The 19,327-nt window shown below is 57.2% G+C and carries 13 protein-coding genes; 8 read left to right on the top strand and 5 right to left on the bottom strand.

What is annotated here, in order from left to right:
- Positions 1 to 75 precede the first annotated feature (75 nt).
- Positions 76 to 966: a formate dehydrogenase accessory sulfurtransferase FdhD gene (fdhD, locus tag ABEA92_RS18235; RefSeq protein ID WP_345685277.1), complete on the top strand. Its 891-nt coding sequence runs from the start codon at positions 76 to 78 to the stop codon at positions 964 to 966.
- Positions 967 to 1,035: 69 nt separating this feature from the next.
- On the top strand, positions 1,036 to 3,393 hold the full coding sequence (locus ABEA92_RS18230) for an FdhF/YdeP family oxidoreductase (protein ID WP_345685276.1): 2,358 nt from the start codon (positions 1,036 to 1,038) through the stop codon (positions 3,391 to 3,393).
- 325 nt (positions 3,394 to 3,718) lie between these two features.
- Here the strand turns inward: ABEA92_RS18230 and ABEA92_RS18225 are convergent, their stop codons facing one another.
- Positions 3,719 to 4,624 (bottom strand): fructose bisphosphate aldolase, encoded by a 906-nt coding sequence (locus tag ABEA92_RS18225; protein WP_345685275.1) that lies wholly within the window; start codon positions 4,622 to 4,624, stop codon positions 3,719 to 3,721.
- 359 nt (positions 4,625 to 4,983) lie between these two features.
- On the opposite strand from ABEA92_RS18225, the gene ABEA92_RS18220 reads away from it, so the two are divergent.
- Complete coding sequence (locus ABEA92_RS18220; protein WP_345685274.1) at positions 4,984 to 5,664, top strand: DNA-3-methyladenine glycosylase family protein; 681 nt, start codon at positions 4,984 to 4,986, stop codon at positions 5,662 to 5,664.
- 120 nt (positions 5,665 to 5,784) lie between these two features.
- Here the strand turns inward: ABEA92_RS18220 and ilvB are convergent, their stop codons facing one another.
- Complete coding sequence (gene ilvB / locus ABEA92_RS18215; protein WP_345685273.1) at positions 5,785 to 7,560, bottom strand: biosynthetic-type acetolactate synthase large subunit; 1,776 nt, start codon at positions 7,558 to 7,560, stop codon at positions 5,785 to 5,787.
- A gap of 292 nt (positions 7,561 to 7,852) precedes the next feature.
- On the opposite strand from ilvB, the gene ABEA92_RS18210 reads away from it, so the two are divergent.
- From ABEA92_RS18210 to ABEA92_RS18200, 3 genes are read left to right on the top strand one after another with little or no spacing between them, the layout of a single operon-like run.
- On the top strand, positions 7,853 to 8,242 hold the full coding sequence (locus tag ABEA92_RS18210; protein WP_345685272.1) for a fluoride efflux transporter FluC: 390 nt from the start codon (positions 7,853 to 7,855) through the stop codon (positions 8,240 to 8,242).
- On the top strand, positions 8,239 to 10,968 hold the full coding sequence (locus ABEA92_RS18205) for a hypothetical protein (RefSeq protein WP_345685271.1): 2,730 nt from the start codon (positions 8,239 to 8,241) through the stop codon (positions 10,966 to 10,968). The genes ABEA92_RS18210 and ABEA92_RS18205 overlap by 4 nt, the downstream gene beginning before the upstream one ends.
- A 38-nt stretch (positions 10,969 to 11,006) precedes the next feature.
- Positions 11,007 to 12,071, top strand: coding sequence for a hypothetical protein (locus tag ABEA92_RS18200; protein WP_345685270.1), 1,065 nt, complete (start codon positions 11,007 to 11,009; stop codon positions 12,069 to 12,071).
- A gap of 24 nt (positions 12,072 to 12,095) precedes the next feature.
- Here the strand turns inward: ABEA92_RS18200 and ABEA92_RS18195 are convergent, their stop codons facing one another.
- Together ABEA92_RS18195 and ABEA92_RS18190 are read right to left on the bottom strand one after the other, a co-directional pair.
- Positions 12,096 to 14,522 carry a TolC family protein gene (locus ABEA92_RS18195; RefSeq protein ID WP_345685269.1) on the bottom strand — a complete coding sequence of 809 codons (2,427 nt, stop codon included), beginning with the start codon at positions 14,520 to 14,522 and terminating at the stop codon, positions 12,096 to 12,098.
- 243 nt (positions 14,523 to 14,765) lie between these two features.
- Positions 14,766 to 15,653 carry a carbon-nitrogen hydrolase family protein gene (locus tag ABEA92_RS18190; protein WP_345685268.1) on the bottom strand — a complete coding sequence of 296 codons (888 nt, stop codon included), beginning with the start codon at positions 15,651 to 15,653 and terminating at the stop codon, positions 14,766 to 14,768.
- Between the two features lie 159 nt (positions 15,654 to 15,812).
- Here ABEA92_RS18190 and sthA point away from each other — a divergent pair, with 159 nt between their 5' ends.
- Positions 15,813 to 17,216, top strand: coding sequence for a Si-specific NAD(P)(+) transhydrogenase (sthA, locus tag ABEA92_RS18185; protein ID WP_345685267.1), 1,404 nt, complete (start codon positions 15,813 to 15,815; stop codon positions 17,214 to 17,216).
- Positions 17,217 to 17,358: 142 nt separating this feature from the next.
- Entirely contained in the window at positions 17,359 to 18,708 is a 1,350-nt protein-coding gene (locus ABEA92_RS18180) for a PQQ-binding-like beta-propeller repeat protein (protein ID WP_425572457.1), read from the top strand.
- 87 nt (positions 18,709 to 18,795) lie between these two features.
- On the opposite strand, the gene ABEA92_RS18175 is transcribed toward ABEA92_RS18180, so the two are convergent.
- Positions 18,796 to 19,305 (bottom strand): lactoylglutathione lyase family protein, encoded by a 510-nt coding sequence (locus ABEA92_RS18175; RefSeq protein WP_345685266.1) that lies wholly within the window; start codon positions 19,303 to 19,305, stop codon positions 18,796 to 18,798.
- Positions 19,306 to 19,327: the final 22 nt, after the last annotated feature.

Raw genomic sequence — 19,327 nt, 5'->3', positions numbered from 1 at the left:
GATCGCGGCACCGTAGAATGAAAGTGGACACGGCCGCGAACTGGAAACGCCACTGTTGGATCGACGAGACATTTCATGACTGCCCCGCCCCCACCGAACCGCTCGCAAGCGACTGACGAGCGGGCCGAAAAAGGGGACGGTGAAAACGGGGCACGTCAGTTTGAGGTCCGGCAAGTACGCGCTAAATCAGCCGCAGTGGTTTCGGATCTCGTGGCGATCGAAGAGCCGCTCGAGATCCGGGTGGTGATCGATGAGGACGGTAAAAAGAAAGACCGTTCGATCTCGATCACCATGCGAACTCCCGGTGCCGACGAAAAACTTGCCGTCGGATTCTTGGTTACCGAGGGCATCGCGACCGAGCGCGACGATGTGCTCGCGGTTCGCCCGTGTCGCAGCGGTTCGGTCGTCCGCGTGCGACTGCGAGACACGCTGCCGGTCGATCTACAACGGCTGCAGCGTCACTTTTTTACCTCCAGCAGCTGCGGGGTTTGCGGCAAAGCGTCCATTGAATCCGTGGCGGTGCAGATCCAATCACCGCTCCAACCGTGCACCCCCACGGTTGCCGCCGACGCCATCGGTAAACTTCCCGATCGGCTGCGTCATGCCCAGCGACTGTTTGATCAAACCGGAGGCCTGCACGCCAGCGGATTGTTTGACGGTGAAGCCAAATTGCTAGCAGTCGAAGAGGATGTCGGACGCCACAATGCGTTGGACAAGTTGATCGGCGGCCAATGGATGGAGGACACCAGCGTCTTTACTCGCTCGATTCTCGTCGTCAGCGGACGGATCAGTTTTGAATTGGTGCAAAAAGCCTTGGTCGTCGGGATTCCGATCATGGTCGCCGTGGGAGCGCCATCGAGTTTGGCAATCGAATTGGCGCAGCGGCACGGAATGACGTTGGTCGGATTTACTAAGCATGATCGGTACAATGTTTATCATGACGACGGGCGAATCGAGAACGGTTGATTCCTGCCGCAGTGCCGATCCGGCCTGCTTCCCTCGCCCCTTTCATCAACGCTTGACCGAGATTTCGACATGTCACTCGCAGAGAAAACCGACCACGTGGTTGCTACGGCGATTCCGACCAACCATGGCGACGTGTGGCTGTTGCCAGCCAAATCGGACGACCAACTGAAGCTAAAACCGGTCAAACGAAAATCGACCGGCGTATCGGCGGTGTTGAATAGTTTTCGATACGCTTGGGGCGAGGCGGGAATGGTGCGAGGAACACTGCCGCTGTTGCAATTGAACCAAAAACAGGGGATCGATTGCCCCGGTTGTGCTTGGCCGGATCACGACGGCAAACGCGCCACATTTGATTATTGTGAAAACGGCGCCAAGGCGGTGGCGCACGAAGCCGATACGCGGAAATTGACCGCCGATTTCTTTCGCTCGCACAGCGTCAGCGAACTCTCGACGCACACCGATTATTGGCTCGAACAACAAGGCCGGCTAACCGAACCGATGGTGCTGCGCGAGAACGCAACGCATTACGAACCGATCGCGTGGGCGGATGCTTACGCGATGATCGCCGACGAATTAAATTCGCTCTCCTCGCCGGATCGAGCCGCCTTCTATACCTCGGGAAAAGCGACCAACGAAGCGGCGTTTTCCTACCAATTGTTGGCTCGGCAATTCGGCACCAACAATCTTCCCGATTGCTCGAACATGTGCCACGAATCAAGCGGCCGAGCGTTAACAAAGATGATTGGAAGCGGCAAAGGCACCGTCAAACTTGATGACTTCGAACAAGCAGAATTGGTGCTGGTCGTTGGGCAAAATCCAGGAACCAACCATCCGCGACAACTGATTGCGTTGCAGAAAGCCAAACGCAACGGCGCCAAGATCATTGCCATCAATCCGCTTCCCGAAGCCGGGTTGATGGGGTTCATGAATCCACAGGAAGCCCTGGGGATGCTGGGCGTCGCCACCGAGTTAACCGACCTGTTTTTGCAGGTCAAAATCAATGGCGACATCCCGCTATTCAAAGGGATCATGAAGCAGATGATCGAGTGGGAAGATGCCTCGCCGGGCTCGGTGATCGATTGGAGTTTCGTCAACACCCACGCCGCCGGTCTCGATGAATTACTAAATGACCTGCGAAGTGCGGATTGGGATACCTTGATGGCCCGCAGTGGGATCGATCGCGAATCGATGCGGCAGGCAGCCGACTGGGTTCGTTCGTCCGAGAAAATCATTCTGTGCTGGTGTCTCGGGGTGACTCAGCACACCAACGGGACGCAGAACGTTGCGGAGATGTTGAACTTGTTGCTGTTGCGAGGTGCGATCGGCAAACCGGGTGCGGGACCATGCTGCGTCCGCGGACATAGCAACGTCCAAGGCGATCGCACGATGGGCGTGTGGGAACAGCCGAAGGATGCGCTGTTGGATCGCCTGCAATCGGTGTTTGATTTTGATCCGCCGCGAAAGCACGGTTTTGATTCTCAGCGGACTGCGTTGGCACTGCATCGTGGTGAGATCGATGTCTTCGTTTCGCTCGGAGGCAACTTCTTGATGGCGCTGCCGGACACCCGTTATGCCGCCGAAGGGTTAGCGAAGACTCGATTGAATGTACGGATCGGAACCAAGCTGAATCGAGCCGATTTGGTAGCCGGCCGTCAATCGCTGATCCTGCCCTGTTTGGGTCGAACCGAAGAAGACGTTCGTGAATCAAGTGACGGAAAACCGGCACGCAAACAATTCACCAGCACCGAGAATTCCATGGGCGTGGTTCAGTCGTCGCAAGGCAAATTGACTCCGGCATCGCCTGACCTGCGAAACGAGGTGGCGATTGTCTGCGAGATGGCCGCCGCCACGCTGGGGGACCGTGCCAAGAATCCATGGCGCGACTGGGCAAACGATTACGACTTGATTCGCGAGGGCATCGCCGCCGTGATCGATGGCTGCGAAAACTACAACGAAAAAGTCCGTCAGCCAGGCGGGTTCTACTTGCCCAACGCGGCTCGCGAGCGACAGTTCAATACCGACACCGGAAAAGCCAATTTCACCGTCAATCCGATTCCGCCCGACACGATCCAACCGGGCCAATTCGCAATGACCACGGTGCGGAGCCACGATCAATTCAACACGACGATCTATGGCAACCACGATCGCTATCGCGGGATCCTGAACGCTCGCCGCGTGGTGATGATGAATGCCGAAGACATGCGAGCAAAGGGATTGCAATCGCGAGACCCCGTCGCGGTGACCAGCCATCACGCCGGAGAGACTCGGACGCTACAAGATTTTCAAGTCGTCGAGTACCCGATTCCGCGTGGCTGTGTGGCGATGTATTACCCCGAAGCCAATCCGTTGATCCCGATGACCAGCACTGATGCTTCGAGCAATTGCCCCTCGTTCAAACACACCGCCGTAACGATCGAGCGGTGCTAGAGCCAATGCCCTCGCTCCGTTCCATCGGGTTGTCAACGCGGATGAACTGAGCCGACGGCGCTAGTCGTGGACCTTTTAACGCCGATTTCACCATGCCCGCGGCTAATGCCGTCGGCTCATAAGAACAGCCTGGACTTAAGGCGTTTGGTACTAAAACTTGTAGCGACAAGCATCAGTTACCTCTCCCAAAATTCATTTTGGGAGAGGTCGGACAGGCCCCTCACAAGGGCCGCATCCGGGTGAGGGCCGACCGCGCACGTTGCGTGCCCCCCCCGGCTCCCGCCTGCTTCAGCGCCCTCAGTGCCGCATTACTCAAAGCGGTCCGTTACAACGCATGAGGTGTCATCGATGCATCAAAGATGCTTTGCACGGCACGAGCGAGTGCCTCGTCAAATTCGTGCTGCGTTTGGTCGGCTCGCAAATCTTGCAGCAGGGCTCGAGAGAAACTGGCCACCACGTGAGCCTGCTTTCTCAACCGTTTATCCGCTTCCTCACGACTGTAACCTCCTGAGAGTGCGACGACTTTGACGACAGCAGGATGCTCGACGCAGTTTAGATACAGGTTGTCTTTCTCGGGAAGCGTTAGTTTCAACATCACCAACGTCTTGCCATCGAGCCGGTCGAGCTGATTGATCAACGCGGCGCTGAGAAGATCTTCCGCCGCTGCTTTTTCTTCGCTGTGAATGTCGACTTCCGGTTCAATGATGGGCACGAATCCTGCCGCCGCAATTTTCTTGCCGTACTCGAATTGTTGCTCTACGATCGCATCCACTCCGGATTCGTTGGCGGTATGAATCACCGATCGCATTTTGGTGCCAAACACCGGTTGCTGTTTAGCAAGCTCGAGTTTGGCATCGAGCTTCGGCATCGGCTTCATCAGCTGAACGCCGTCGCTCTGTTCGGCAAGCCCTTCGTCGACCTTCAGAAACGGCACAATTTGTTTGACATTCCAGAGATAGTCGCCTGTGGGACGTCCCTCGACTTGTCGCCGCAGGGTGTCTTCAAACAAGATCGCTCCGATGATGCGATCCTTCGTTAGACTATCACTCGTCAAAATCCGAGTTCGCATCTGATGCACGATCGCAAACATTTCTTCATCGTTGCTCCACGCGGACTCATCGATCCCGTATTGCCCGAGTGCCTTGGGTGTGCTGCCGCCGCTTTGGTCCAGTGCTGCAATGAAACCAGGGCGTGTGCGGATGACGTGCAATTGTTGTTCAAAGGGGCTCATGGAAGCGTCTCGTAGTTCTTGTGATCGAGAATTTAAGTGGATCGCCCATCGACGCACAGGAGCACGTGGATGAGCATGCGTTGTTTGAGAGACAATTCGCTCGGTTTTCTATCGAGCATATGACGCGCCAAACGGCACTCTCCAGCGATGCCTGCGAGAGCCACCGGAGGCAGCTCGAATGCAAAGAACCGCATATTGGGCTACAAGGGAATCCTTGGAACGACGAAAATCCAGCTAAGAATTTTCGCCCTGCCCCCCGTTTTGCGTCAGCGGATTCATGCAAGGCGTGCGGCAGGGGACAGTTCGTTGACTTGCCATGACCACTATCCGAAAAACCTAGACGATCGAGTTCGCCGGAAATGAATCGCACTAAACCCCGTATCTTCACGTCACGAACGCTGAAACGGTACTGTCGTGACCTCGCGGCGATCGAACCGGTGTTTGGTCAGATCATCGATCGCCATGGTTACCCGCCGATGTGGCGACGCGACCCCGGCTTTGAGACGCTCGCCCGCATCATCTTGGAACAACAAGTCAGTTTGGCGTCGGCACAGACCACGTTCACGCGTTTGACCGCGCAACTAGGCAGCGTCACACCAAAAGCAATCCAAAAGGCCGAGGATGATGTGTTGCGTGGATGCGGCGTCAGTCGTCAAAAAGCACGCTACTTGCGTGAGTTGGCCAGTGCGGTGCAAAGCAAAACGTTGGTGTTGGATGCGTTGCCGATGATGCCCGACGACGAAGTTCGCGCGGCATTGACGGCCGTCATCGGCATCGGCCACTGGAGTGCGTCGGTGTACTTGATGTTGGCACTGAACCGCACCGATCTGTTCCCGCTTGGCGACGTGGCGTTGGTCAACAGCATGCTGCACGAATTCGCGTTGCAAACCGCATCCGACAACAAACGCACACTGCCACCCTCTGCCGACGTGACGCAACTCGAAGCGAGGGTCCAACAGTGGTCCCCCAACCGCACGATCGCCGCGTACATGTTGTGGCACGCGTACATCCAGCGAAAAGGGATCACAGTGTTTGCCTGAGTTTTGCGGCGTGACGCTTTAGGTGGGCGAATTAGACAAACGGCGAGTTTGTCAGGCAAAAAAAAATCGCCAACGTTTTAGCGTCGGCGATTGGTTGATTTATCGTGATTGCATTGCGGCTTATTCGAGGATCATGTCGTCGACGGTTTGACCGCCGGGGATCATCGGCAACACGTGTTCTTGATACGGCACTTGAACGTCCAACAAGTAAGGTCCTTTGTGCTCGATCATCTCACGAAGTGCTCCTTCGAGGTCCGCTTTCTTGCGAATCGTTGCAGCACCACAGCCGTAGCCTTGAGCGATTTTGACGAAGTCGGGATAGCGTTCTTCGGCGTAACTGAATCGATCCGCACTGCTGTTTCCGGCAGCCTCTTCGTGGTGAATCGGGCCTAGGTAGGTATGGGCTCGGTTGCGATCCATGAAACGGTCTTCCCACTGAACCACCATCCCAAGGTGCTGGTTGTTCAACAGCAACACCTTCACTGGCAATTCTTCACAGAAACAAGTCGCCAGTTCTTGGATGTTCATTTGGAAGCTGCCGTCCCCATCGATGTCGACGACCAACGAATTCGGGTGAGCCGCTTGGACGCCCATCGCCGCGGGCAGACCAAAGCCCATCGTGCCGAGTCCGCTGCTGCTGTGCCAAGTCCGAGGGCGACGGAATTGATAGAACTGAGCCGCCCACATCTGGTGCTGGCCAACGCCGACGGTGATGTAGGTATCCATTTCCGCTGTGATATCGCTGAGCGTCTTGATGGCGTGTTGCTGCAGAATGCCATCGAAGTTCTCGTCGTACTTAAACGGATACTTCGCCTTCAATTCATCACAGTGTTTCTGCCACGCTGCGATCTCTGGCTTTTGAACAACCTTGTTCAATTCGGTCAGCACTTGCTTCACATCGCCACGCACAGGGATATGAGCTTGTTTGTTTTTGTTCAGTTCCGATCCGTCGATGTCGACGTGGATGATCTTGGCGTCTTTAGCAAACGCTTCGACTTTGCCCGTCACGCGGTCATCAAAGCGAACGCCCAGCGCGATCAGCAAATCACAATCGCGAACGGCGTAGTTGGCGTAGGCGGCTCCGTGCATCCCCAGCCATGACATCGAGTGCTCTTGTTCAGGCGGGATCGTGCCAATCCCCATCACGGTTGTGGTCACAGGAATGCCGGTCTTTTTCACGAATTCGCGAAGCTCTTCGCTGGCACTGCCGATCACCACACCGCCACCGGCGTAGATCATCGGACGGCGAGCCAGTTTGATTGCAGCGGCGATTTGACGGATCGTTTCGCTTGGAACCGGCGTTGGCGTTGGATCGTATCCAGGCAGATCCATTTCGGGATCCATGTCGATCTCGGAGGTACCGAGCTGGATGTCTTTGGGCATATCGATCAAAACGGGCCCCGGCCGACCGCTGGTCGCGATATAAAAGGCCTCTTTTACGATCCGTGGCAGATCGGCCAAATCGGTGACCAAGTAATGATGCTTGGTGATCCCGCGGCAAATTTCGACCATCGGCGTCTCTTGGAACGCGTCGGACCCAATCGCCCCGGTCGGAACTTGACCGGTGATACAGAGCATCGGAATGCTATCAAGCTTTGCGTCAGCAATGGCGGTGACAAGATTGGTTGCCCCTGGGCCACTGGTCGCCATCACCACACCGACTTTGCCCGTACTGCGTGCATAGCCTTGAGCCGCGAACGCGCCCCCTTGCTCGTGACGCGGCAGAATTGTGCGGATTGAATCGCCGAAACGGGTCAACGCTTGATGCAGCGGCATGCTGCAACCGCCGGGATAAGCAAACAGCACTTCGACGCCATGATCCACTAGCGATTTGACCAGGATATCGGCTCCGGTCATGACTTTGGATTCAGTGGGGGCGGCTTTTGCAGTACTCATCAGTTACGTCAACACAAGAAAGGAAAGGAAACGTTCAGTCAGTCGTTGGGGGAACAATGGTTCGTAGATTAAGTGCTCAATCCGGCTTTGCGGGTTCACTCTGCAAGCGGATTTGCTGCGGCTTTTTGCTGTGTCGCGTCCCAAACAGCACCCCCTGACCAGACGAGACCTGACAATCTCGAAGAGGGGGCTTAAAAAACTGGCGTTTACGCGGACGGCCGAAACTCCGAACCTACGCATCTAAATTAAGTTCGTGCCCCAACTTAGGCAATGGTTAAATCGGTCGGTGTTGATGACTAGTTGGCTCAATCTAGCAGTCGTAGCGGTCGGCGGAGCGATAGGATCTATCGCCCGTTACGGGATTACGCTCGCAATGACGGCCGTCCCCGGCGGCAGTTCGATGCTAGGGACCACGGTCGCTAATGTTGCCGGATGCGCCGCAATGGGGGCCTTAGCGGAATACAGCCTCCTTAATGACCATTTCCCCCCAAGATTGCTGTTGGGGCTGCGAGTTGGATTTTTGGGGGCGTTCACCACGTTTTCGACCTTTACTGCGGAATCGATGCTGTTGGCAGGAGAACAACGATGGCCAGCTGCGGTTTTTTATGTTGCCGCAAATTTGTTTCTCGGATGGGCAGCCCTCTATTTGATGGCAAACCTCGTAAAAGGATGGTTGGCATGAATGGGTGGACATTGCTGCTGAATTTTCAACCCACGGCCCGACACACGCCGCGGCAAGCACAGCTGACGCTTCGCATCGGTCTCGCTGCGGCAATGGTGTACATCACCACAGTCGTTTGTGGATCGCTGCGGGCCCAAGCTCCGCTCGAACCGACCGCCGCCTATACCCAAACCGAAGCGCTTCGCGAAGACGCGGCACTTCGATCGATCGCGTTTTCAAACGATGGGCAAACCGCGATCGCCGTGGGCGACCATGGCGTCATCCTGCGATCGGACGATGGAGGCCAATCTTGGCAACAACAACCGAGCCCTGCGGAGTGCTCGCTCGCCGATGTGATTTGGATCAACCACAAGAACGTCGTTGCCGTCGGCGGCCAATACGACCGAATCACCTCGCTCAGCCGCGGCGTCACGCTGTGGTCCGACGATGCCGGCGTGAGCTGGCGACGTGGGGCAGACAACGAATTACCACGACTCGGCCGACTCGCGCGACGAGCCCAAGACAACGCGATCATCGCCACGGGCGATTGGTCGGCGATCGCGGAATCACGCGAATTCGAGAGCCACGATGCAGGCCGCAGTTGGAGCAGCACCGGTGAATTGGAGGGAATTCCCGCCATCCAAGCCGAATCGAAATCGACCGTTCGCTTGGCGTGGGTCGAAGCGACCCAATCCGCAATGGTTGTTCGCGATGTCGTGGAAAAGAACGCAAACGAACTCTATGCCGTCGGCGATCACGGTGTGATCGTCCGTGGGGACCGTGCTAGCGGACAATGGCAAGCGATCCGCGGCGAGCATCGTCATGCATCGATCCTGGTCATCGCCAAAGACCCTTCGTCGTTGGCGTGGCCCTTGGTCGGATCGGAAACCCTCGAGTCGCATCAACGTGTGGCCATCGTGTTGCAGCAGCCTGCAACGGTCGGTCACAGCACCGCTCTCGCTCAGCAGAGGCTCGATCGCACTCGCCAAGCGGCGATGGCGTTGGGGGCAACATCGGTGGACACGATCGACCCGGCCGAAGCGATCGAGACCGAAGCACGCAATTGGCTTGCCATTCACCGTCCCGCCGTGGTCGTGATTGACGAAGCCCTCGATCCACAAACCGCTTCGGCGTTTTCGCAAACCGCCATCGCTAACGGCGGCTCTCGCGTCGTGCGTTACGGTCTTGATGCGGCGGGCGACAGCACGCTACACCGCAACGCGATGCTGCCCTTTGCCGGCGTGTTGGCCGGTGACATCTGGGACGACGCTCTGCAAATCGCATCCCCTGCGACCGTGGCAAAGGAAACGGTATCGCTTCGCGTGATGTACGATGCATCGGGAAATCCCCCGCGAGGCGAATCGGTCACGACCGGATTATCACTTTCAAAACACCAGCGTTTGGCGGCCAAGTTAACCAAAGCAAACCGCCGTCAATTGCAAGTCGTGCAAGCGCGTTTGAGCGAGTCGAAACGAGTCGAACAAATCATCCACTCCAGTACCACGGTCGATTTTTTCGAACGTGGCATCAAAACACTGCTCAATCAAACCGCTGCCCGCGATCAGCTTCGTTTGACTTGGAACCTGTATCGCCGGATTGCAGCGCTTGATGCCAACGAGTTCCCTAACGCGATTCCGTATACAGAGGTTGTATTGGCCGAATCGGCCGAACGCTTTGCCGATCACTCGTTCGGAAAATGGTCCGCATTACGATTGGCGGCGATCAAAAACAGCTCGGAATGGCAAACGCTGCATGCATCGGTTTCGCGTAGCTTGACGCTGGCGTCCAACACGGCACCGCCAGCGGCTCAACCGACGGCGGTCTCGCCGTTTCAAATCGAAACACCGCAAAGTGGGGTGATGCAAGCATCGGCCGTTTCACCGCTCCGCGTGCCCGAGGCGACCACGATTCAAGTTGGCAATAAGCGGGTACAGCAAACTCAAGCCGAGGTCGATTTGGCATGGGAATTTCATCCGTTGGTCTTGATCGCCGGCGAAGCCGCACGTCAACGCGGCGATAGCGAACAACTTGAATTGATGGGTCAAGCGTCAGGAAACTACCGCCGTCTGCTGGCCAGCCAATCGCCCAACCCTTGGACCCGGCTGATCGCCGTAGGCAGCAATCGTGATGACCACGACTCCATTGCAAGTAGCGATAGCCATGTGGTTGCCATCCCGGCTGAGGGACGTCCCAAATTGGATGGGATCAACGACGATGCGTGCTGGAGATTGTCCTCGGCGAATCAGCCCACTGCGAACTGGGCGTCTGCGAATCAGGCCAACGCGGCGAACGACACGGGCGTTTCTCGCATCCAAATCGCCTACGATGACGACTACGTTTACTTCTTTGTTCGCTGCGGGCGATCCGCGTTTCGACACGACCCGACGACCAAACCGACCAACAAGAACCGTGACTACGACCTGAGCCATTCCGACCGGCTGTGGATTTCCATCGACACCGACCAAGACCTGATGACGGCCTATCAATTACAGGTCACCCCTTCGGGCAAAACCCGCGACAGCATCGACGGGCAACCGGGATGGCAACCCACGTGGTACGTGGCGGTCCAGGATACGGCAGAAAGCCTCGATTTTGAGCTGGCCGTTTTGCGACGCGATTTGACGGAATTGCCGCTGCAAGCCGGTCAGTCATGGTTCGTTAGTGCTGCGGTGGTCGCTGCCGATGCCGAGACGTCGCTGCCCCCCATTCCTGATCCGACACTATGGAAACGCACCACGTTTCGCTAGTCTGTGCTATTCCAAAGAAACGCTGAATCACTAACGCGATGAGTCACTTGCAAGACACGGAATCGAACCAGCACGAAGTGCACGCCGGGCATGAACTGGAAACCGGTGTGCTTGCGCGAGTGAGAGAATGGATCGACATTTTCCCATGGCTGCGATTGTTGCGAACGCTGCGAATGGCAGGTTCGCCCACGATGATCTTGATGGCACTGCTGACGCTTGCGATTTGGTCCCCTGTGTACCACGTGATTGTTGGCGAAGTCGCAGCCCCGAGCGAGTCCACCGCAACGTCATTGCAACCTTCGTGGCCGTCGGCGTGGGTGAACGAAGCATTGTGGGCCAGCGGATGGCATCGTGGCAGCAACGGGCTTCGCGCCGTCGGCGGGCTGCTCTGGACACTGTTTGCGTGGTCGTTTGCCTCGTTGGTATTTGTCCGCCAAGGAGGCTTGTTGACCGCGGGGCGTCCGATGATTCGATTCGGTACCATGGGCAAATCGCTGCTGTCACGATTCGTTGCCGCTTGGATTGCGGGAATCGTACCGCTGTTGTGCGTTGCCGCATTGGCGGGGATGCTTTGGGCACTCGGTTGGATCGCCGCATGGTTACCGGAGTGGGGAATCATTCAGTTTCCCCTCGCAGTATTGATCACACTGTTGGCGATCCCCTGCGGCATCTTGGCGTTTGGTGGGCTCGTCGCAATCGCGTTTGCTTGGGCTGCGATCGCAAACGAACGAGATCCCGATGCGCTGGATGCACTCAGTCGCGGGTACGAGTACCTGTACCGCCGCCCTGTTCACGTGATCCTCTACGGGCTCGTTTCGCTGGCCCTGCTTTGGATCGTGCTGCTTTTGATTGGCGGAGTCGCCGGGGCCGCTGCAGAGATCGCGATGGTCGTGTTGGACGGGGCCGCAGCTCCCGCCATGACTCGCGTGTTTGTGTTGCAAATCATTTCACTCATCCCCATGGCGACCGCGTTCGCGTTCGCATGGGGATTGATTGGCGGCGTCTATCTGTTGGTCCGCTTTGACGCGGGCGGTCAACAGGTCGAAGACCTGTGGATCCCGACGCCCCCTGCGGCTGCTCCGCTGCCAACACTGCCGACTTGATGCCGCCGAAGTAACTTTGCCGAATTATTGGTGGAACTTGAGCGGCGAGACATGAACCTCGGGAAGCAGCTCGGCTGCCTCCGCCTCGATCTCTGCCTGCCGTGCCGCGGCTTCGCTCTGGGCATCGGATGGTGAACCGTCACGCTTGGCGACCACCACCTCTGGGAATCCAACCGGGTCATCGGTGGCTCGTCCCACGGCGGCCGATCCGATCGGATCCGCGGAAAACATTTCGTCCCATCCGTTGACTTGCTCCGGTAACATCAACTGCGGCGACGCAGCCGCTTGCTGCAGCGGAGCCGACGGCGACTCGTCCGAGCTGATTTTTACCGGAGGCTTGCCGACGACCACTTGCGGGTAGCTTTCGATGGGGCCGGTCCCCGCTGGATCGGCGATCCAACTTGGGCGATACGGCTGCGACACCACCGGTGCAAACGGCGCGGATGAAACCGCCGCTTGATCATCCGACTTGGGTTTCGCCGCAGGTGGTGCAGGCGGTGCTTGCTGTGTCGGTACCGCATCGACGTCACCTGCAGGGGCCGCCTCGGTCGGCTTCGACGAGGCTGGCGCCGATTGAACTGGCTTCGGTTTGGCTGGCTCTGATTTGGCTGGCTCAACGTCAGCGGGCCGCGGCGGCGATGGCAACTCCGACCCCACGTCCTCGGCTTCGCTGGCCGTCGAAGGAATCATTTCGAACGATTGCAGCGATGCGTCCAGCGTGGTTTCCAATCCCAGTGCCGATCGGTCGATCGTGCCGGTGGCGAAACGCCATTCGGCTTGGGCTTGTTGGTAAGCGTAGATCGCTTGGATCGAAGCTCGTTGGGCATCGACCAGCGTTTGGTCATTGCGAAGCAACAAGTCGATGGTCGCCTTGTTCGTGTCGTACAACTGGCGGCGTCCGTCGCTCTGAGCGGTCGCCGCAGCGACACGAGCTTCGGCGATCTGCAGCGATTCATGCAGCAACTCGATATCGACGGCGGCCGCATTGACTTCGGCATAGATATCGCGGCGAATTGCATCGAGCTGTGATTGTTGTGCCGCGAGTTGGCGACATGCTTGACGAGCTCGTGCGTAGGCAGCCCGCTGGCCCACGGATTGCCGGAACTCGAATCCAACAAACCAATCTTGATAATTACCGTCAAACGCGGTTTCGAGGGCGTCATCCAGATTGTTTTCCAATCCGTTTTGGGTGTAACCGAAATTGGCGCGAATATCGGGTCGCAACAAGTCACGAGCTTGCAAAATCTGCAACCTCGCCGCTCGCACCAGCGTCCGCTGTGCTTCCACCTCGGGCCGGAATCCCGACTGGACCATGCCTTCATCGAAGTGCAACGAAAGATCCATTTGCGGCTGGTCGGTGGGCACCAATCGGATCGTACGACCGCGGTAATCGCCCATCAGACGCAACAGTTCGACTGCGGCCAAATCAGCACTCCGTCGCAGTTCGATCTCGGTCAAGCGAGCGGTTTGATACAGTTCGTCTGCCTGAGCCACATCGACAATCGTGGATTCGCGTTGTTCCAGCCGTGCTCGTTCGCTTTCGACCAGGTCTTTGAACCGCGCGGTCGATTCCTGTGCGACTTGATACTCGGCGTACAACCCCGCGTACTGCCAATAAGCGACCTCGACATCGCGGAACGCCGTGTTGATTTCAGCACGCAGTTCCGCACTGAGTGACATGTAGGCGTAGCGAGCCAATTGGATCGGGGATTCGTTGATGACACGTCGACGCCCCTGAGCCAGTTGTTGGCTGAAGCGGAAATTCAAGTCCGCGTCCCAGGCTGGGTTGACCAAGACGTCCGACCCGACGGGCGACAAGAAGTTGTAACCGCTGTCGTACCCCAACAAGAACTCACCCCCGGTGCGAGTTCGCTTGCTATAGGACAACATGTTTCCGGTAAGCGAACGAAGATAGTCGGTTTGCAAATCGCGAGTGGGAAGACCAAAGGTCGCAACCGAGTTACTGAGTTGCCGGTCCAGTTTTCCACCTTCGATATCGACGCCGACGACCCCGTCGAAAAAGGCGTCCGCAATCGTCACATCCTCTGCGACTGCGGCTAGCGCATTGGACAAGCTATCCAGTTCGGGATTGGAATCGATCACTCGAGCTCGCGCTTCGGCAAGCGACAGATAGACGACTGGCCGCGAATCCACTACCGAGTTGCCACCCATGGCCGCGGATGCAGCAAACGCCTGGACCGATTCGGGTTGGCTCGAATAGGGGCCTCGGTTTTCGGTTTCGTCGGCAAACGTCGTCTTTTGGACCGTTCCGTGAATCCGGCTGGCAGTAAAAAACGGCGAGCCAGGGTTGCCTGCGAAAACAGGAGCGAGGTTACCGCCTCCGGTCGTAGCAATCAGCACCCCAAGCAGAACACGGCGCCAACGGGTCGATCGCGATGCAGATGCGTTTCGGGAAATGGTTTCGGTGCGGTTGTGCGATTTTTTAGTCATCTGCCAATCCATCGGCTACAGGGTGGGGAGGTGAGGCTCGCGTGAGAAAATCGCGACGCGGGGCTATTCTGGCCCTGTGCACGTCCCACACGCGTCGAGATGCGTCGGTATTCATTGCGAACACGACTGACACCTCGGTTGGCTACCACTCCACTTCGGCGGATCGATTGGCAAATCTCGATTCGTTGCCCCGAAATTAGCACGACCCGCCCCCCCACCGGCTCGAACATCGCTACAACCTGTCTAACCCGACTGGGCAGGGGGTCCGTCTGGCCCGTGATTGCCGGATTTGCCGGTCACCGACGTGGGCTTTTCCGCGGTGACTGCCTGATAGAAATCGGGACAGCGATCTTCGAAACGGTCGATCACATGGGCTCCCGGCGTTCGCTCGATCCGCTTGTTGCGAGCCTCGGCCAAATTGACGTCGGCATACAAGATCTCGGGCTGATCCGTTTCGCTCTGGGCCAAAATGACTCCGTCGGGGCCGCAAATCGAACTCAATCCGCAAAATTTAAAGCCTCCTTCGCTGCCGACCCGGTTGGCGGCGACGAAGAACAAATGATTCTCCATGCTACGTGCCGGAGGAACAATTTCGGCGGTTCGGTACGCCGTTACCGGCCAATTCGTCCCCAACGCAATGATGTCCGCTCCGCCCAACGCGAGCACCCGCATCGGTTCGGGAAACGAGCTGTCATAGCAAATCGCCATGCCCACGCGTGCGTCTCCGGCCTGTAGCGGTTGATAAGGAATGTCGCCGCGGTCGACATAGCGATCGACTCCCAAGGCAGGCAAATGGACTTTGCGATAGCGTCCGACCACCCCGCTCGGGCCGACCAAGGCGGCCGCGTTGAACAATTGATCGCCGCTTTTTTCCAAAAATCCAAACGTCAGATGCAAATCATAGGTCGCCGCCAAGTTGGCGATGTCGATAAACACCTCGTCGTCAATCGACACGGCATGCTGCCACGCATCTTGCCGGCTCTGATACGCATAGCCGCACAACATGCACTCGGGCATGACAACCAATTTCGCTTGCATTTTGCCCGCAGCATGAATGTGCTCGGCAATCCGTTTGCGATTTTCGGCGACGTTGGCAAAGGTGACATCCGATTGGACGCATGCGATTAGCATCGCGAAACACTCGTAGATGAAAAGAAGGTGAGGAAACCGTTAGCGTATCGCAGCAGCGGTGCCCCTCGTAGACCGTTGCATTGACAACTCTCTTCTTCAACGTCCAAACTTTGTGCGTTGACGCGAACTCGAACGCTCTCTTGAAAAGACGATCCCTAGATGAACGCCACGACTGAAAACGCAAAATTTGACTACGACCTATTCGTAATCGGCTCAGGCCCTGGTGGCGAGGGGGCCGCGATGCAGGCCGTCAAAGGCGGGATGCGAGTCGCCGTCGCCGAACGATACACCCAAATCGGGGGCGGATGCACCCATTGGGGAACGATTCCAAGCAAGGCACTGCGGTACGCCATCACCTCGACAATGAAAACGCTCCGCAACCCCACCTTTCAAGAGCTGGGCGTCCATTTTAGCCCCTCGCTCCAGCAGCTTAAACGTGGCACCCAGACGATTATCGGCAAGCAAGTCACGATGCGGCAATCGTTTTACGAACGTAACGGAGTCCCCGTATTCCAAGGCACCGCTCGTTTTATTGATTCGCAGACGATTTCGATCGATGGCGACAAACCGATTCGCGCCAAACACTTTGTGATCGCCACCGGGTCGCGTCCGTTTCGTCCCAGTGATGTCGATTTCACGCATCCTCGCATCTACGACAGCGACACCATCCTCGACATGTCTCACAAACCGACCACGTTCTGCGTCTACGGGGCGGGCGTGATCGGAACCGAATACGCTTCGATGTTTCGCAACCTGGGGATCAAAGTCAATTTGATCAACACTCGCGAAAAACTGCTCGAGTTCCTTGACGACGAGATCATTGACGCGCTCTCGTATCACCTTCGCGACCAAGGCGTAATCATCCGCCACAATGAAACGATGGAGCGTGTCGAACCGACCGACGACGGAGTGATCTTGCATCTGCAAAGCGGCAAACAGATCAAAACCGACGCCTTCCTGTGGGCTAATGGACGAACCGGAAATACCGATGACCTGGGGCTCGAAAACATTCCCATCGAAGCGAACAATCGCGGCCAGTTGATCGTCGACGAACAATTCCAAACCGTGGTGCCTCATATTTACGCCGTCGGCGATGTGATCGGCTACCCATCGCTGGCCAGCGCCGCGTACACGCAAGGCCGCGCCGCCGCGATGCACATGCTCGGCCGCAAAGACGGCAATCTGCGGGTCAACGACATTCCCACCGGGATCTACACCAGCCCCGAGATCAGTTCGGTGGGCAAGACCGAGCGTGAATTGACCGCTGCCTGCGTTCCTTACGAAGTCGGACACAGCCTGTTCCGCTCGCTCGCCCGCGCTCAGATCACCGGTGAAACGACCGGCATGCTAAAGCTACTGTTTCATCGCGATACACTGGAGATCTTGGGCGTGCATTGTTTTGGTGCCAACGCATCGGAAATCGTGCACATCGGTCAAGCGATCATGAATCAACCCGCCGGCCATAACACGGTCGAGTACTTCGTCGAAACGACGTTCAACTACCCGACGATGGCCGAAGCCTACCGCGTCGCCGCGCTGAACGGCATGAACCGCTTGTTCTAAGGAACATGCCGCGTGTTCGTTTTTCCAGCGGATCACGGTCTTCGGCGGCGGACAGTTTACTTCGATCGCCATCTAAAGCTTTGCTCAGGCCTATAATGGATCGCCTCTTTCTTCACTGTCTGTTTCTGGGGACAAAACCACGATGTTTTTGCGATATTTTGATCGATTCCGGATTTTCTCGATGATCGCAGCCTGTTTTGCAGGGATCTCGTCGACGCATGCGGTGGCCGACGATTGGCCAGGCTGGATGGGACCTTCCCGAGATGGAATCTATCGCGAAACAGGAATCATTGACGCGGTGCCCGACAGCGGATTGACGGTGAAGTGGCGGACCCCGATCGCGGGCGGCTATGCGGGACCCGCGGTCGCCGACGGTCGTGTGTTCGTTTTCGACTACAAGAAAACTGCAGGCGAAGCGTTCAATGACGCTGGCAAGCGAGCCAATTTGAAGGGGCAAGAACGGTTGACCGCACTGGACGCCGAAACCGGCAAACCGCTGTGGCAACACGCCTACGATTGTCCTTACAGCATCTCGTATCCTGCGGGCCCACGATGCACACCCACCGTTGACGGTGACCTCGTCTACATCCTGGGCAGCGAAGGCGACCTGCGGGCGTTGCGAGTCGCCGACGGTGAAGTCGTTTGGAAGCGCAACTTGCCAAAGGACCTTGGCGCCGAGGTTCCGATTTGGGGATTCGCGGCTCATCCATTGATCGATGGCGATACGCTGTACACGATGGTCGGCGGCCAGGGGCAGAGCATCGTTGCGTTTGATAAGTTGACCGGCGATGTCAAATGGAAGGCAATCGATGATAGTGCCGGCTACTGCACCCCGTCGATCATCCAGCATGGCGGCGCACGCCAATTGATCGTCTATCACCCCACTGCGGTGACCAGCCTGAATCCGGCTACCGGTAGCCAATACTGGAGCATCCCGATCACGCCTTCGTTTGAAATGTCGATCGCACGTCCGATGGTCGACGGCAACTTGATGTACGCCAGCGGCATTCGTAGCGAGTCGCTGATGATTCAATTGGAAAACGACCGTCCGGCCGCCAAAGAACTTTGGCGAGGCGAACCGAAAGAGGCGGTGCACAGCGCCAACGCGACACCGATCTTTACCGGCGGCGTCGTTTACGGAACCGATTGTGTCGTGGGGCAGTTGATCGCCGTGGATGCTAAAGATGGCTCGCGATTGTGGGAGACTTTCGAAGCAACCAAGCCCGACGAAAAGCGATTCATCAAGCACGGTACCGCATTCCTGACTCGCCTAGCCGATTCCGATCGCTATTTGATCTTCAGCGAAACCGGCGACCTGCAAATGGCCAAACTGACCCCGGATGGCTACGAAGACTTGGGACGTTTTCATGTGCTCGAGCCGACCGGCGAAGCTTTCGGTCGACCGGTCGTGTGGAGCCACCCGGCGTACGCAGGTCAAACCGCGTTCGCTCGCAACGACAAAGAAGTCGTCGCGGTGGACTTGGCCAAGTAGGCAACTTTGCGTCTTGCGTCCACGCACGACGGCCCCCGACGCTTTGGCTGGGACAAAGCACAAAGCGGACTCAAAAGGCGTTGCCGCTCAACTTTCTGAATCGTCTTGGTACGCGCCTGCCGAATAGGTCAGCTCGTAGCTGTGCGAATAGATCTCGATCAAGTTTCCAAAGGGGTCTTCGCAGTAAACCATTCGGTATGGCTTTTCGCCCGGATAATACTCGCGAATCGGCATCCGTTGCTTGCCGCCGTTTTGCACGATCTTCTTCGCCAGCCCCTCCACGTCAGGGTCCTGGACGCAAAAGTGGAACACGCCTGTTTTCCAATATTCAAAATTGTTCTCAGGCTTTTCCGCATTCTCGAATTCGAACAATTCAATGCCGACGCGATCACCGGTAGCCAAATGAGCAATTCGAAATCGCCCCCAGCCTTTGCCAAACACGTCGTCACACATCACCCCGATCGCGGAATCATCCGAGACGATTTCGGTGGGAGGCATGATGACGTACCACCCCAATGTTTTCGTATAGAATTCGACCGCTTGCTCTAAATCGGTCACCGAGATGCCGATATGCGAAAAAGTTCGTGGGTAGGTCATCTCATTCTTCTCTTTTGGTTTA

The organism is Novipirellula caenicola (genome assembly GCF_039545035.1).
GTDB classification, from domain to species: Bacteria; Planctomycetota; Planctomycetia; order Pirellulales; family Pirellulaceae; genus Novipirellula; species Novipirellula caenicola.
This window is presented reverse-complemented; position numbering and strand designations above follow the sequence as displayed.